Genomic DNA, 14,181 nt, shown 5'->3' with positions numbered 1-14,181 from the left:
TCCAACAAGACAAGTCCATTAAACCTCGTTTTTCTCCGTTACGCTTCACCCTGGCGGGTCGAACACCTGTTCGCCACCCTGCTTGAGTCCACACAGGCTGCTGAGCGCAGCAGTCAAGAAACTCAACAACGTGCTCCTAATGCTCTTAACACGGGCGTAGATCTTAAAAACGGGAAAACCAGGAACAGACTGTCTTATCCCTTAACTTCAGTGATTAAAACAACTGAGTGTCGGAAAACCAGAAAAACTGTAAAGTAATTGTAAACTTTATGTAAAGTTTCCGAAAACTATCCTGACTCCCCAAGCTCTTGGGAAAACTTCGATTCAAGCAAGTTGTCCTCGAAATACTGATATGAAGTTTGTGTAAAGTTGTAAGGGGTTTTTGCTCAACCCTGATCCCCAACCCAAAAAGTTCGTGTTACTCTGTTGCAGTTCCACAACCATAACGTGAACACGTAACGAGTACGAGTTAGGCGTTCGCAGGACCGCATCTACGTGGCCCCAATCAAGTCCTGGCTCTAGCTTTCAGTGACCTTCACAATGGACGTATGAATCAACAACTTTGGAGCGGTCTAACCGCTGCCTTGATTATTGCGAGTCTCGGTACAGCGTCTTCTAGCTACGCTGACCAGCCCCCGGCAGACCAACTTACGACAACAGACGAAAGCTTGGAAGCAGATGTTTCCGTCAACGAGCCTCAACCTCAACAAACTGCCTCCGGTTTAGCTCCATCTGAGCCATCCGAACCAGTCAATCCGGTTGAAGCAGCATCGTCAGATTCTTCCCTTGAAGCAGTCAAAGTCGGAGAGCATCAATCTCAAGCAGAGGTTGACACGGTCGAGGAAACAGTCGCCAGCATTCATCCCCATGAGATGGATGGACGGCAAGCGGCTACGCTTTATGTTCGAGGTATTCCTGTTCTCACCTTCTTAGGTTCCGATGCAGCTGAGCAATCTGCTCAATCCAGCAGTTCTACTGGTTCAGAGGTCAAGGTTGCAGCTACCCAAAGCAGCGACTCAGCTGAATCTTCGGCTAACCAGGCGACTGAGGCATCAGCAAATGCCGATTCTGATGACTACACCTCTGATCCAGTTTGGCGGGCTACCTCAGTTGCTGCTCGACTCAACCAAATGCATCGGGACAGCGTCAACGCTGAAGACATCACAGTTAGCTGGGATGCTGACCAAGAGCGCTACCTCATCAAGGTCAATGATGAAGAATTGGTCGAAATCAATCCTGAAACGCTTCTCCCTGGTTCCACGAACGATTTAGCGGAAGACGCCCTGCAAGTTACTAACCGCTTGCGCCGACAAATGGGCGATGCGCCTCCACTCCGTGAGGTCGCAGGTCGGCCCCGCCCGGCTCCTCAAGAAGTTTCCGTTGGACCTATCCAGTTCAGTATGCGAGGAATGGCATCCTGGTATGGCCCTGGTTTTCATGGCAATCGTAGTGCTAGCGGTGAAGTCTTCAACCAAAATGCACTCACTGCTGCCCATCGCAATCTGCCCTTCGGTACCCAGGTTCGGGTAACGAACTTAAATAACGGTCAATCGGTTGTTGTGCGAATTAACGACCGAGGGCCCTACAGCGGCGGACGTGTTATCGATCTGTCTGCGGCGGCTGCCCGAGCAGTCGGATTAATTCAGGCAGGAGTGGCTCCGGTTAGCGTTGATGTATTGGGCGTTGCCCAAACTGCTGCCAGCCAAAACTAGCGAAAACTGACAACTAACGAAAACCAATAGAGCGTCAAAATGCTGTTTTCATAATTTGGGGTGAAGAGATGGAGGCACAATGCGTCTCCATCTCTTTGTGAGGATTGGGTATCAGGCTTTGAGGGTGAGGAAGCGCCTATTGCAACATTTCCTCACCCTCAAAAATTTGTTTTTACCTGATGGAGCTAAGGTATAAGCAGGTGGTTTGTGGAATTTTGTAAACTACTAGGCGGGAGTAGAGTCAAACCCGGGAGATGGTAGTGCGCCTGTTTACAACGGTTGCTGGATTACGCTGTTATTTGAACTTCAAACGGTCTGAGCAGGGGCTAGCTGAGCAAAAGCTGGCTGCTATGAAGCCTATAGCATTGGGGTCCGTAACAGGGGGGGGCGTAACAGTGGGACTAGTGCCAACAATGGGAGCGCTGCACCCAGGGCACCTAAGCCTGATTCATCGGGCCCGGCAAGATAACTATCTGGTTATTGTCAGTATTTTTGTTAACCCGCTGCAGTTTGGTCCCAATGAAGATTTTCAGAAATATCCTCGGACACTATTGCAAGACCAGCAGCAGTGTGAACAGGCAGGCGTTGATGTAATTTTTGCCCCGACTGCTGCCGAGCTATATGGTACAGTTCCCCCTGTAGGTGAAGCTCTGACTCAGGTGCTGCCTCCTGCGACAGCGATCGCCCGTCTGTGTGGACGCTTTCGCCCTGGACATTTTGAGGGGGTAGCAACGGTAGTCGCCAAGCTACTCAACCTGGTACAACCTGATCGAACTTACTTTGGGCAAAAAGATGCTCAACAGTTAGCAATTTTGCAGCAGATGGTAGTAGATTTGAATATTCCCGTAGAGATTGTGGGTTGTCCGATTGTGCGAGAAGCAAATGGACTGGCGTTGAGTTCACGCAATCAGTATTTGACAGATGCAGAGCGATCGCAGGCAACCGTTCTTTACCGCAGTTTGCAGAAGGCTGAACAACTGTTTCGGTCAGGCAATCTAGAGTCCGCTGCTTTGCTAGCAGCGGTTGAAGCAGAGCTAGCGACTGAGCCCGCCGTCAAACCTCAATATGCGGAGCTAGTTGACCCAGTCACCCTAGCGCCATTAGAACGGGTAGAGGAGTCAGGACTGCTGGCGATCGCTGCTTATCTTGGCTCAACCCGACTGATCGATAATCTTGTGCTGCGAAATCGTGAACCCATTTTGGCGATTGATGGTCCAGCCGGGGTCGGTAAATCTACTGTAGTCCGCCAAGTGGCTCAAAATTTGGGGCTACTTTATCTAGATACGGGAGCGATGTATCGAGCAGTAACCTGGCTCGTGCTGCAATCGGGTATTGCCTTAGGTGATCAGCCCGCAATCGCCGAGTTAGTTAGCCAGTGTCAGATTGAGTTAGAAAACCAAGTCAAAAATTTGCCATCTACACCTAGAGTTTGGGTGAACGGGCAGGATGTGACTCAGGAAATTCGCAGTGCAGAAGTGACCGCCCACGTCTCGACCGTTGCAGCTCAACCCGCTGTGCGCCGATCGCTGGTAAAGCAGCAGCAGCAGTATGGGCGCAAAGGTGGAATTGTGATGGATGGTCGCGACATCGGCACTCATGTGTTTCCTGATGCCGAGCTAAAAATCTTCTTAACTGCTTCAGTGCAGGAGCGGGCACGACGGCGACAGCTTGACCTAAAGAATCAGGGACAACCAGGAGTCAGCCTAGAAGAATTAGAACGCGCTATCTACGAGCGAGATCACAAAGACAGCACTCGTAGCATTGCCCCTTTACGGAAGGCAGAAGATGCGATCGAAATTCAAACTGACGAACTCACCATTGATGAGGTTGTTGCTAAGATCGTCAGCCTTTATCACCAGAAATTGGGGTAGCTTCCGAAGATTCACTGAGTACTAAATCAGGGATATCTCTGATGTGAATGAAAGGTTTTATAAATTACAACAAAATAGCTGCAACTACTGAAGAACTCTTTCGGCAGAGAAGAATCTAGCAAGACCAATCTCACAGTTGAAAGAGCATTGTTAGGCAAAATAGAGTGCATTTAACCTAGAGTAAATTTTGCTGCATAGTGCTGTGGCTATTTGATAGCGGCTTTGGAGAAGGAGCTTTTTTTGATGGCATTGTCCAAAAGATGGAATCTCAAAAATATCTTCGGGAACATTCTCCCTCCAAAGTAAGACTCAACTCATGAGGCGAAAATTACGCCTGGGGTGTTGAAGCCAGCAGCGTTAGATCAGGTCTGAGATCACGGCTGAGTCTAGACCCAACAAGCCAAGCATTTACCGATTCTTCTAAAGCGCTAGCTATTAGCATCGCTGCCAAACCCAGAGGTGATCTTGCCTCATGAGTTTGGAGAAAGTTTGTTGTGCGCTCATAGCCCTGATATAACCGACAAGTTTTGTCAAGACTGACTCACCTGCCTGCTTTTTCAAAGTGTTCAGGGTCATGCCTTTCGTAAATCTTTTGGCATTTAACATCCAACAAACTTGGAGGTATAACCTTGTTTTCTACGGAATCTGATACAGCTCAAACCCCTAATTTAGCTCAGATCCCCAATACGCTGACCCCTAAAAACGAGATTGCTTCCATCCTCAGCGTCAATGGTGCAGGCAACGCCATTACTCGCGCCAATTATGACAACATTGACAATTGGATCAAAGGTGGTTCGGGTAACGACACCCTCACTGGCAACGACAGTAGCAACTCCATTTTTGGAGACAAAGGCAACGATACCCTATCAGGTCGGGGTGGCAATGACCTAATAAAAGGTGGCGAAGGACACGATCGCCTCTATGGAGATGCTGGAAACGATCAGCTTATCGGTGACAGTGGCAATGATGCCTTGGTGGGCAGTGATGGTCGAGATATCTTGGAAGGCGGCAGCGGTCGAGAGCAGCTGGATGGCGGCAAAGACAAAGACATTCTGACAGGCGGCGGTGACCGAGATAAATTTGTTTTTAGCTCGGCTGATAGTGCCTCAAGGTTAGAAGATGCTGACGTTGTCACCGACTTTGAAAACGGTCGCGACAAGATTAAAGTGACAGGTGGTGTTACGTTTGAGCAACTCAACATTGCTCAAGGAAGCGGTAGTTTTGCTGAAGACACCGTTATTCAAGAGAAGCGCTCCGGCAAATTTGTCGCAGTGCTGAAGGAAGTCAGCAGTAGTGTCATTAATCGAGATGATTTCACGGGTCTAGCTGCTTTCATGCCCAAGCCCACTCCTGCCCCTATTTCTAGCCCAACTCCCAGTCCAACCACAATTCAGCCTCGTAGCAGCGGTGACACGATTCGCATCGAAGCGGAAAGTATGAACTTAAGCACTTACCGCAAAGAGTCAAACTGGGCTGTTTCAAAAGACTCCCTCATTACTCTAAAGGGAGGAAGCAGCAGCGAGTCAGGTAAGGCGACTCGCAGCTTTAGTGGTCCTTCAGGTACCTACAAGGTTGTTGTCGGTTATGTTGACGAAACCGATGGAGTGAGCCAACTGCAAACTCGCGTTGCTGGGAAAACGCTCAATACCTGGAATCTGGATAAAAACTTGGGCAGCGACGCAATTAGCAGCAGAAACTTAGTGCGCCGCACGGTTGCTGAGAGGGTTTCTGTGAAGCAGGGCGACCTGATTGAGATTCTGGGTAAGGAAAATAAAGGCGAACATGCTCGCGTAGACTACATCGAGTTCATTCAGACTGAAAATAGCTCATCTCCCACGCCTACTCCAGCGCCCACACCTGCTCCAGTTCCAGGGCCCACTCCAGCGCCCGCTCCCACGCCTACTCCAGTTCCGACACCTGCGCCCACTCCTGCCCCTTCGTTGAGCAAGGGAACTTTAGCCTTTAGCTCAACTAACTTCAGTGTGAACGAGGATGCCGGAACAGCAACCATCACCGTCAACCGTACAGGTGGTGACGATGGCGAAGTTCGCATCAACTACGCAACTGTAAGCGGTGGCACTGCTAAAGCGGGAGAAGACTATAGCGGCACTTCTGGCACTTTAGTCTTTGCCGATGGTCAGACTAGTAAGAGCTTCACCATTAGCATGAGGGATGATGATGGCGTTGAGGGCAATGAAACCGTCAAGCTGTCTCTTACCAATGTGATTGGGGCGAAGCTAGGTGATGCGAAGGAGGCGACGCTAACAATCGCAAATGATGACAAGCCTGCGGACAATGGCGGCTCAGGTGGCGGGCCTATCGGCGGCGGACAATCTTCGGTAAACAACAAGACGGTCAAGTTTAGCGGTTCGGATGGTCAGGCGGCGATCGCCTCTAGCGGTGCAGCCAAAGTCACTATCGGTAGCCAAACTATCTATATTGGCTCTCAGCAAGTCACCAGCATCAACCAAAACCCGATCATCGCTAGCTTTGACAGTCAAAACCCCGGCAACAACTGGGTCAAAACCAACTACGAGACAACGGGCGCTGACGGTCGCGGTTATGGACTCTTCTGGGACGGCAGTTCGCTCTACGGCGTTTTTAGCGTAGACGGCACGCAAGGTTCATCTAGCCAAGATTTCCGCCGTGCTTCTTCTGAAGCTACTCAACAGTGGCTGAGAAGCTATGGGCAGGGTGGTGGATCTAAAGTTGCCGTGCTAGCGCGGATCGATCCCAAGACAGGCGACATGGTGGATGCAGCTTATCTTTCGGCTGTGTTGAGCAGCGGCAAGAGTAACTCACTCGCCGTTACTGGCATCTCTACTAACTCGAAGGGCAATCTGGTTGTCAAAGCACAATCCTACTTTGCTCCTCGTCGTCCCGACGGAAAAGCCATGACTCAGACAGGTTCAGTTGGTTCACCGTTTGACTATACGGTTGAAATCACTCGCGACCTGAAGACTGTAGTTAACACTTCGGCTAACGGTTGGCGTTAGGAATTTGCTTTAGTCGCTCAGTGAAGTGAAATTGCCATCAGATTGCTAAAAGCCATCAGGTTGCTAAAAAAGGGCAAGGAGCTTAAGCTCCTTGCCCTTTCGCACTGGGTCTCGTTCACTTGTCCAAATCCTTACGAAGAAATGGTATGTCCAGCGGCAACAATTAACTGTTTAAATGTTTCCTCAGATGCTTGAGAGTTAATGGTAACGGTCTTGGTGTCCACGCTCACTTCAACATCAGCATCAGGTTCTGTGGTCAAAATTGTCTCCTTAAGCTGTTCCGCAGAATCAGGACTATCAATAGATGGAACGTGTAATTTCAGCGCCATAATATCTCTCGTAATTTTACTATGGCTATTTTTTACCGTTTGCCCTCGTCTAGGTAGTAGCTAGAGACAGATTTTTGCAGTGCGATCGCCCCTTCCCTAAGCCGTAGGAACCCCTAAGGCGTGGGAAAGTGAATCATCACATCATAGTTGTCCCAAAAAGATTTTAGATCCCAGCGAAAGTTGTATGCAGTAGGGGCGATCGCTTTCGTATCAGGAAATGCCAGTAGTTGGTTATCTAACCCGGCCTTTCGCATTGTTAGGGCAAACAGATTTGTTTGTTTCGCAGAAATAATTAGCGCACTCTTCATTTGCTCTCGTGCCGTCAAAACACCTGCCAGGTGCAAGAAGAAAGGACGTGAATTGCCCAAACCCACGTCGTAAAGCGAACAGTGACTTCCACCAAACAATGCCACATGCCGCGAACCAGGGCGAAACTGTTGACGAATATTTTGGGCAATAAACCCATCGCGGCTGAGTCGCTGACGCTCGGCGTGAACTTCTTCCAGATTTTTCCAGGCGGTTTGCTGCGCTGTTTCGTCTACACCTAGAACCTGTACATCAGGATTTCTGGCTTGCACTGCACGGATCACAGCAGCAATATCGGCACCAAACAGGCTAATAGAGGGAATTCCTGCTTCTACTTGACTTAGGAATTGTTCAACCTGGGGTGGGTCTGCCTCCAGCATCAGCACATCTACATCAAGTTGCGAAAAGATATCCTGTGCCAAAAACTGGCGGAATGCCTGGTTATGGATTTCGCCTAGACAAAGAAATTCAAGATTTGACCGGTTGATCGATTCAATCCATTCACTCAAAGCAACTTGGTGAGCATTGAGTTCTGCCTGTAGGTCAAGCGTATCGGCTAGCCAAAACCTGGGGTCGAGATTTTCTGCTGGAGAAACTGCTTCAGAGGAAGGTGAAGCCGGGACAGAATTTAATCCAAATCCTGGTCTAGCAAAAATCACGACCAGCGTCAGAACAAGCAGAAATAAAGTGCTTTGGACCGTCTTAGGCATGTGTCCTCTGATAAGCCAGGTTTGTCTCAAGGGCTTGTTTTCAGGACTGGACTTGGTCCGTTTAAGGTTGAAGCGTTTGAGTATTGCGCTGCTGTAGGTCGAGTTTAGCCCGCAATTCACCTTTGATGCGGCTTAAGATAGAAGCCTCATCCAGGGAAGCCAGAATTTTGGTGACGACTGCTTTAGGTCCGTCCGGTCCCCAAGAGGCTCCATTCGCTAAATAAGCTTTGGTAACTTGCCCAATGCCGTAGGAGGAAACTCCGGCAACTCCAGCTTGGGTCAACGCAACCGAGAGGTATGGTAGCAGGGAAGCTCCTCCAGTTGCAGGCGCAGAAAGCCCTAATAGTCCCTTAAGCGAACTGAGTCCAAAGGTGGCGACAAGTTCACTGGCGGTGATGCCACCCATGCTGACAGCAATTTTTTGTAGCAAGCTGACTGCGCCCTGCTGAGTCATGACGATGCCATATAGTTTTGATAGGGTCAAAATCATTGCTACATCGATTACGGTGCCGCTGAGTAAGTCGAGCGCTGTAACTGGGTTGAGGGCGATCGCCACTGCCTTTGTCATCACCCCATTCCAGATAATTTGATTGGCACTGCGATCTCGAATTTCCATCTTGCGCTGCACCAGTTGCTCATTCACATCATCGGCGTAGAGCATCGTGTTCAACGCCACGAGTGCTTTACCTTCGCGGTGCAAAATCTCCAAAATTTTCAGCTTCAATTCATCAACCTGGGGCATACCCTGACTGAGATTTGCTACTACTTTACCGTCAGGACGACGAACTGCCCTGGCAATCAAGGGAGAGGCTGCTGTCATCACAATTTCGTCGGGCGAAAGCAGTTCACGCACCCGCTCATCTCGAATTTTGTGGTAAATCGCCAATCGGTCAGCCTGAGGATACTGGTCGATTTTGTTTAATACCAGGAGAATTGGCTTGCTGGCTTGACGTAACTCTGAGAGAGCCGTGTACTCAACCTGGGTCATGTCTCCAGCAATCACAAACAGAATGAGATCTGCCTGTTTTGCCACCTGTCGTGCCAGTGCCTCGCGGCTTTCGCCATGCACCTCATCAATGCCGGGGGTGTCAATTAGCTCAACTTGGGAATTGCCCAAACCCGGTAGTGAAACTCTAAGTAGGGGGCGATCGCTTCCCTCAACTGCTTCCTGGCGTAAGTTCCAACTGGCGCTCTGCATCTGCTGCGTTACGCCATGAGTAGGTCCAGTCGTAAATACAGGTTGACCTAGGAGCGCATTAAGCAGCGAAGACTTTCCCCGTCCTACCATGCCAAACACAGCAATGTGAACAACCTGGCGATCGAGCTTATCTAACATAGATTCCAGGCTGTAGATCTCTGTTTCCAGACCGGCCCGTTCTCTCGCTGTAAGATCCAGAGTAGTCACCAGTTCACGCAAAGCCTCTTGAGCCTGCCTATAGTGCAACTCTGCCTGGATGTCTTCAAAACTGTGAATTGTTTCTTCTAGCTCAGTATCCAGTCTCGCCTTTTGCTCAGATGATTCTGCTGCATTCACCGCTGACAAAGTGGGATCTGGGGTTGAATTAAAGTCAGGATTGAACGAAGAACCAGGCAAAACCGAACCTCCAGAAGCAAAAAGCCCTAACACTCCTCATACCATCTTCAGCAGAGCGCTGGTTCAATCCTAGCTATTTCTCCAAAACTCTTGGAATAGACAACGGCTGATTTAGGAATAAGTTTGACCACTGAAGTGATGAAAGTGCTTTTAGTCAGATGTGAGAGCCGCACTCAAATCAATGCAACTCTCACAATAAACCTGAAACGATAAGCCAGATTCAGACATTTCTAAGAATCAGAAGACAGCGATGCTGCAATCGCTCACTAAGAGACATCTCCTGAAGCACCAATGCCTGACAAAGAGCCTGAACCAATATCTAGCGGAAACGCCGCTTGCGACGGGCCATAACTGCCTTGCGCTTACGCTTCTCTAATGGGGTTTCAAAATGACGATGGCTCTTTACGTCTGCCAAGATTCCTGCTTTGGAAACCTGCCGCTTAAACCGTCTCAGAGCTGACTCGATACCTTCGTTCTCACCTAAGAGCACTTGGGTCATTACTTGCTTCTCCTTAAAGCTAATCTTCACTAATCATTTTACTCAACCAGGGCGATCGCTCGACCCTTCCCTACCTTGGATAAGCTCAGCTATTAGAAACAGAAGCTATACCACCTACACATTCTAAAGCTACAGCCAGTATCAGGTAAATATTAGCTCCAATGGTATCTCAAAATTTCATGTAGCTTGTCACAAGCCTTATACCAATTCTCGTTAAGGCAGCATGTTTGGAACATACCGCGTACACGTGTGCTTCAAAATATGTAGCCTCATGTAGAGCCAGTCTTAGCAAACCCAGTCTTAGCAAACAAAAGATAAGTCAACTGCACCAAAGTGGGTACTTAAGGCCACATTCAAATTCTCAAGCGCCTTCACCAGCCAAGCTACTGCATCACGAGTATAGGCTTCGTAGTGGCTAAATAAGATCGAAAAGCGCCGCTCTAAGGATGGCTTGACTTTACGGCATAGCAGCACAATCTTAAGCAGCAGCCCAGTCGTAAGAACTGGCCCCAAATTAGTGAGCAAATCCACAAAGACAAAATGCTGAGGACGCTGAGGACTTTCAACCACAAGGAAGTTGAGCAGTTGGCTGCAAGTCCGCACCACCAGAAAATCGTCTAGAGGTTTGGAGTTGCTGTCAGGCAGCGTAGACTTGAGATGCTGATAAAGCTGATTGTTAAACTTCCGTCTTCCGTATTCTGGATCGACCGAGGAAGTCATGTATTGATAGAGATCGTCCTTAAACGTTTTGTACGTTACTGCCTGACCGCTATGTGCCAAGAAGCTATAAGCCAAATCGCGATAAGTACTCGATCCTTCAACCTTGCCAATGTAGTGTCGGATTGCTCTACCTAACTCCTGATCATTGAGCAGCGTCGGATTAGCGACGGGTTGAATGATTCGCTGGGCGGTGGGTGAAGATAAGCGAGACGCGATTTGCGATCGCCGCATTTGGTAAGTCACATACTGCGACAGATCAATCTCAAACTGCCGCTGTACTCTGAACTGGATCTGTTTGACAGTATGCTGATGCTCTTGAGTGCTATCTTCACTCAAAAGGCAATGTTCGTAGAGATAGGGGTAGCGTCTAATTAGTGTACCGAGAGGGCGATTTCCTGCATTGGCGTTATTTTCGGCTTCCTGCACTACCTGAGCTAAGCGACGCAGTGTCAGGTATTGTTCAGTTTCAGTAAAAAGTTTGACGAGTTCTCGCAATCGGCGAACAGAGCGCGATCGCTTGATGCCGGTGACGGGCTCAGCCGGAATTGTTTCAAATAGCCCAACCAACTCAGGAATGGCCATTTGAAATTGCGAGCGTGCCTGCCAGCGGTTAATCAGAATGTGGCAGCAGCGGTTTAGGACGTACCGAAATTCCTCAGAAGCCAACCCTGACGCTGTCACAGCATCAAGACTGGCTGCAATGTCAGCATCAGGATATCCTGTGCCATCAATGAATAGACAGCGAAAGCGTTTGATCAGTCGATCGGGAGGCTCCAGTTCGATCCAGTGGAGCAAATGATCGTAGATTTCCTGCTCGTGCCGCGTGATTTGTCTGTTACTGCAGCCTGTCCATGTAGTCACAACAGTTGGCGCTCCTCGGCCCAATCACCAACAGTAAATCCAACCCAATGTCTATCTAATAGAACCATTCTGTCAAGGTAGAAAACCCTAAACCAGAAAACCGACCAACAGAGATATGGATTTAACAGCTTCTTGTATATATGTCTCCAATACTACTTAAGCTGCGTCCTGGAAAATTGTGATTTCAATCACTTTTACTTTAAAACTTTGATGAACTTCCCAAAGAACAAGACTCGGCTGAAATCTAAAAGTAGACTTCTTACTGACGTTTCTACGCATATTTACTTGATCGCCTGTATAAAAATATGCATTCCGAAACTTGGTGAATAGCCCCCTTTAAGAAAATATATTAGGTTGAGCGGTTTGAGCAGCGTTTCACTTTACTAAATCTTTAACTTGCCTCCCATTAATTTGACAAATTCTCAGGACAGTGTAAGGCATGGCGCGAGCAACATCATCCGACACCTTTCAGCCGCATTTCGGGTGATTGAATGGTGCTATCGAACCTCCATCAACTTAAATAACGATCTTTCCGGTGCTGCACTGTGGCTAGTCTTGAGAGATTTGAGCTTGCAAGCTTTCTAACTCTGCTTGCTGTGCTTGCGTTGTTGATTCTGTCATTGGCAGACTGGCTGTTGAGGATTCGGTTTAAAACTATAAGAAAATTAATTCAATCTGCTGACGCACTTTCAGCCCAGTAGGAGGTCAATCGCCAAATCAACCTGCTAGATTGCGTAGATTTAGCAGTTTATGAATCACATTTCCGGGCGAAGACAAGCATAAAGTTGTGGCATTCTGGATCATACGCCAACCACTACATATTCCTGGCAGACAACTCACACAGGTAGGGCAGATTGATGGACGATAAGTTGATGTTGATGATTCCTGGACCGACTCCTGTGCCGGAACAGGTTTTGCTGGCGCTGGCGAAGCATCCAATTGGGCATCGCAGCGGTGATTTCAATAAGGTGATGGCGGAGGTGACGCAAGGGTTGAAGTGGCTGCACCAAACCCAAAATGATGTTTTGGTCTTAGCGGCTAGTGGTACGGGGGCGATGGAAGCGGGAATGATCAATTTCCTGAGTCCGGGCGATCGCATCTTAGTAGGCTGCAACGGCAAGTTTGGCGAGCGTTGGGCAGAGGTAGGCAAGGCTTACGGACTGAATGTAGAGACAATTACATCTGAGTGGGGCAAACCGCTGAACCCGGATGAGTTTCGCGTCAAGTTAGAAGCTGATACCGACAAGCAAATCAAGGCTGTCGTTGTCACCCATAGCGAAACTTCAACAGGTGTGTTGAACGATTTAGAGACGATCAATCGCTATGTTAAAGGACACGGCGAAGCGCTGATCATTGTTGATGCCGTAACCAGTATTGGAGCTGTACACTTGCCCATAGATGAATGGGGCTTGGACGTGGTGGCTTCCGGTTCCCAAAAAGGTTTTATGATTCCACCAGGTTTGGGATTTGTTGCCGTTAGTCCAAAAGCCTGGGAGGCTTACGCTCACGCCAAGTTACCGCGTTTTTACCTTGATTTGGGCAAATATCGCAAGGATGCTGCCAAAAATAGCACTCCCTTTACACCGCCTGTAAACCTATTTTTTGCGCTTCAGACTGCGCTGAAAATGATGCAAGCAGAGGGTTTAGAGAATATTTTTGCTCGTCACCAGCGTCATATGCACGCTACTCGTGCTGCGATGAAGGCGTTGAGTCTACCGTTGTTTGCCGCTGATCAGGCAGCGAGCCCAGCGATTACGGCGATCGCTCCCGCCAACATCGATTCTGAACAGATTCGCGGCATACTCAGGAAACAGTTTGATATTGCGGTTGCAGGTGGGCAAGACCATCTCAAGGGCAAGATTTTCCGTATTGGGCATCTTGGCTTTGTCAGCGATCGCGACATTCTCACTGCCGTTGGTGCTTTAGAGTCGGCGCTTCAATCTTTGGGGTACGACAGCTTTACGCCTGGTGCAGGCATAGCAGCGGCAGCAGCAGTCTTTGCTCATTAGGTGACTATCGCTCATTAGGTGACTATGAGCTTCAAGCGTCCTAATCTCCTAATTAGTCCACTAATGCAAAGAGCGGGTCAACTACTGACCCGCTCTTTTACGTTGAGATATTAAGCTGTAATCGCTCCAGGTTATTCGATTGTCTGTCCAACTGATGCCGCAGTGCCACAGATTTAAAGTCATGCGTTCCTTGGAGTTGATTTAAGCTTGAGTCGTCTCCATCCAATCAAAAATGCGATCGAGTTGTTCTAGCGTCACCAGACCGTACTGCCACAAAATCATGGGCAATGGTCCAGGGTCTTGCTCACGATGTCGCAGAGCGATCGCAATAGAAGAAGCAGAGAGCGCTAAATCTTCTTGTAAAAAGTGAATAAATCGAGAGTGGGTTGTGGGTGTCATATTGTGAGTTCACCTCCTTGCTGTGACCTATTGTGAAATTTGCATTTGAATCTGTGAGCAGCCGATAGCCACTCTTTCATCTGTCCTCTGCCTAATCTGACGAGTTTCTTAACTGACCTAACTAGATTTAGCAAGTCAACAAACGACTTTTGGCAATTTGTTGTTTACTCTACTC

At 48.6% G+C, this 14,181-nt stretch carries 10 protein-coding genes; 4 read left to right on the top strand and 6 right to left on the bottom strand.

Going from position 1 to position 14,181, the window contains the following annotated elements:
• The first annotated feature begins 548 nt into the window (after nt 1-548).
• From H6F88_RS12630 to H6F88_RS12620, 3 genes are all read left to right on the top strand, one after another.
• Nucleotides 549-1,712 (top strand): septal ring lytic transglycosylase RlpA family protein, encoded by a 1,164-nt coding sequence (locus H6F88_RS12630; protein ID WP_190643094.1) that lies wholly within the window; start codon nt 549-551, stop codon nt 1,710-1,712.
• A 260-nt stretch (nt 1,713-1,972) separates the two neighbouring features.
• Nucleotides 1,973-3,583: a bifunctional pantoate--beta-alanine ligase/(d)CMP kinase gene (locus tag H6F88_RS12625; RefSeq protein ID WP_190643154.1), complete on the top strand. Its 1,611-nt coding sequence runs from the start codon at nt 1,973-1,975 to the stop codon at nt 3,581-3,583.
• 629 nt (nt 3,584-4,212) lie between these two features.
• Nucleotides 4,213-6,579 (top strand): Calx-beta domain-containing protein, encoded by a 2,367-nt coding sequence (locus tag H6F88_RS12620; RefSeq protein ID WP_190643093.1) that lies wholly within the window; start codon nt 4,213-4,215, stop codon nt 6,577-6,579.
• A 131-nt stretch (nt 6,580-6,710) separates the two neighbouring features.
• Here H6F88_RS12620 and H6F88_RS12615 read toward each other — a convergent pair whose 3' ends face one another.
• From H6F88_RS12615 to H6F88_RS12595, 5 genes are all read right to left on the bottom strand, one after another.
• Nucleotides 6,711-6,908 carry a heavy metal transport/detoxification protein gene (locus H6F88_RS12615; RefSeq protein ID WP_190643092.1) on the bottom strand — a complete coding sequence of 66 codons (198 nt, stop codon included), beginning with the start codon at nt 6,906-6,908 and terminating at the stop codon, nt 6,711-6,713.
• Between the two features lie 113 nt (nt 6,909-7,021).
• The gene (locus H6F88_RS12610) at nt 7,022-7,924 is read right to left on the bottom strand and encodes a hypothetical protein (protein ID WP_190643091.1); all 903 of its coding nucleotides are present in this window, start codon (nt 7,922-7,924) and stop codon (nt 7,022-7,024) included.
• 61 nt (nt 7,925-7,985) lie between these two features.
• Entirely contained in the window at nt 7,986-9,458 is a 1,473-nt protein-coding gene (locus tag H6F88_RS12605; protein WP_347277696.1) for a DUF697 domain-containing protein, read from the bottom strand.
• Between the two features lie 379 nt (nt 9,459-9,837).
• Nucleotides 9,838-10,017, bottom strand: coding sequence for a 30S ribosomal protein S21 (gene rpsU / locus H6F88_RS12600; RefSeq protein ID WP_190643090.1), 180 nt, complete (start codon nt 10,015-10,017; stop codon nt 9,838-9,840).
• A gap of 300 nt (nt 10,018-10,317) precedes the next feature.
• The gene (locus tag H6F88_RS12595; protein ID WP_190643089.1) at nt 10,318-11,598 is read right to left on the bottom strand and encodes a hypothetical protein; all 1,281 of its coding nucleotides are present in this window, start codon (nt 11,596-11,598) and stop codon (nt 10,318-10,320) included.
• A gap of 857 nt (nt 11,599-12,455) precedes the next feature.
• Between H6F88_RS12595 and H6F88_RS12590 the strand changes: the two genes are divergently transcribed.
• The gene (locus H6F88_RS12590) at nt 12,456-13,607 is read left to right on the top strand and encodes an alanine--glyoxylate aminotransferase family protein (protein WP_190643088.1); all 1,152 of its coding nucleotides are present in this window, start codon (nt 12,456-12,458) and stop codon (nt 13,605-13,607) included.
• Between the two features lie 201 nt (nt 13,608-13,808).
• Here the strand turns inward: H6F88_RS12590 and H6F88_RS12585 are convergent, their stop codons facing one another.
• Nucleotides 13,809-14,006 (bottom strand): DUF2949 domain-containing protein, encoded by a 198-nt coding sequence (locus H6F88_RS12585; RefSeq protein WP_190643087.1) that lies wholly within the window; start codon nt 14,004-14,006, stop codon nt 13,809-13,811.
• Nucleotides 14,007-14,181 lie beyond the last annotated feature (175 nt).

It is taken from the genome of Oculatella sp. FACHB-28, from assembly GCF_014696015.1.
In the GTDB taxonomy this organism is placed as follows: Bacteria; Cyanobacteriota; Cyanobacteriia; order Elainellales; family Elainellaceae; genus JAAUTN01.
Note: the sequence above shows the minus strand (reverse complement) of the source record. Positions and strands in the feature narration are given on the sequence as shown.

Coding starts and splice junctions, on each gene's coding strand:
- H6F88_RS12630 (WP_190643094.1), top strand. CDS start 549: ATGAATCAACAACTTTGGAGCGGTCTAACCGCTGCCTTGATTATTGCG.
- H6F88_RS12615 (WP_190643092.1), bottom strand. CDS start 6,908: ATGGCGCTGAAATTACACGTTCCATCTATTGATAGTCCTGATTCTGCG.
- H6F88_RS12610 (WP_190643091.1), bottom strand. CDS start 7,924: ATGCCTAAGACGGTCCAAAGCACTTTATTTCTGCTTGTTCTGACGCTG.
- rpsU (WP_190643090.1), bottom strand. CDS start 10,017: ATGACCCAAGTGCTCTTAGGTGAGAACGAAGGTATCGAGTCAGCTCTG.
- H6F88_RS12590 (WP_190643088.1), top strand. CDS start 12,456: ATGGACGATAAGTTGATGTTGATGATTCCTGGACCGACTCCTGTGCCG.
- H6F88_RS12585 (WP_190643087.1), bottom strand. CDS start 14,006: ATGACACCCACAACCCACTCTCGATTTATTCACTTTTTACAAGAAGAT.